This is a genomic window from Komagataeibacter kakiaceti JCM 25156, assembly GCF_000613305.1.
Genome location: NZ_BAIO01000511.1, coordinates 1 through 1636 on the forward strand (window position 1 = coordinate 1; position 1636 = coordinate 1636).

The 1636-nt window shown below is 63.8% G+C and carries 1 protein-coding gene; it reads right to left on the reverse strand.

Annotated elements, in window-relative coordinates; all coding sequences use genetic code 11:
• Window positions 1-385: 385 nt before the first annotated feature.
• Window positions 386-1517, reverse strand: a protein-coding gene (gene prfB / locus JCM25156_RS16015) for a peptide chain release factor 2 (protein ID WP_148299406.1) whose coding sequence is annotated in 2 segments (ribosomal slippage) — window positions 386-1447 and window positions 1449-1517 — 1131 coding nt in all. Because the reading frame shifts where the segments join, the coding sequence is not laid out codon by codon here.
• Window positions 1518-1636 lie beyond the last annotated feature (119 nt).

Below are 1636 nucleotides of genomic sequence, written 5' to 3' on the forward strand. Positions count from 1 at the left end.
CCGATAGGGGGTGGGGAACATGGGCCTGGCCTTGGGCCGCAGCCCGTAGGCCAGCACCAGCACGGCGACGACATGGATGAGGACGATCACGCCAATAATACGCACATACGGCGTGCGTCGCCGCTGCCGCGCCGCGTAGTCCATCCCCATTACTTCGTCAGACCACATGCCGTTCCCGTTTCCCCGCCGCCACGCAACACCCCGCGCGTGGCCTGCCCACCATTGATTGCCAGAGCCTGAATTGGGCGTGGTCGGGCCATGCGTGTCAAGCACGTTATGCAGCAGTTACGAAACAAATTTATTATTACGTAACAATGATCCGACCCGGAACATAAAAAAAACCCGCGACCATGGCCGCGGGCGTGAAACAGGGATGCGGGGCCGGTTACTGGGCCTGTGCGCTGGCTTCCGACCGCGTGGCCCCCACACGGGCCGCGAGGGCCGCGGCCATGAAATCATCAATGTCCCCATCCAGAATGGCGTCCGGATTGGTTTTCTCGACATTGGTGCGCAGATCCTTGACCAGCTGATAGGGCGCAAGGACATAGGAGCGGATCTGGTGCCCCCAGCCGATATCGGTCTTGCTGGCCTCGGTCTGGGCGGCGGCGGCCTCGCGCTTTTGCAGTTCCTGCTCGTACATGCGCGCCTTGAGCATGGTCATGGCGGTGGCGCGGTTACGGTGCTGCGAGCGGTCGGTCTGGCAGGCCACCACGATGCCCGTGGGGATATGGGTAATGCGGATGGCCGATTCCGTCTTGTTGACGTGCTGGCCGCCCGCGCCCGAGGCACGGAACGTATCGACCCGCAGGTCGGCCTCGTTGATCTCGATCTCGATCGAATCATCGACCACCGGATAGACCCAGACGGACGCGAACGAGGTCTGCCGCCGCGCCGCCGCGTCAAACGGAGAGATACGGACCAGCCGGTGCACGCCCGCCTCGGTCTTGAGCCAGCCATAGGCGTTGGGGCCGGATACCTGGATGGTGGCGGACTTGATGCCGGCCTGCTCACCCTCCGAGCTTTCCATCATCGTGACCTTGTAGCCATGCTGCTCGGCCCAGCGGGTGTACATGCGCAGCAGCATCTCGGCCCAGTCCTGCGCCTCCGTCCCGCCTGCGCCGGCATTGACTTCCAGGTAGCAGTCATTGCTGTCCGCCTCCCCCGAAAGCAGGCTTTCCGTCTCACGGCGCTTGGCTTCCTCCGCCAGGGCGCGCAGCGCGCCGACCGCCTCGGCCACGACGGCCTCGTCGCCTTCCATTTCCGCCAGTTCGACCAGTTCGAGCGTATCGTTCACATCGGTTTCAAGCCGCTGCACGCCCTCGATCTGGTTGGCCAGCATCGTACGCTCGCGCATGAGTTTCTGCGCGGCTTCCGAATCGTTCCACAGTTCGGGGTCTTCGGCCCGGTTGTTCAGTTCCGCGAGGCGGTCGATTGCGACATCCCAGTCAAAGATGCCTCCTCAGCAGCGCCACCGACTGCTTGATCTGGTCGTTCAGGGCCTCTGTCTCGGCGGACATGGGCTTGCTCCTTGGTCAACGGTAAACTGTTCGGGCACGCACGCCGTCATGCCCGGCAATGGGCGTCAATACAGCCCGCCCATGCCAATGTCACCCCCGGAAACGGGGGCCACCACGGG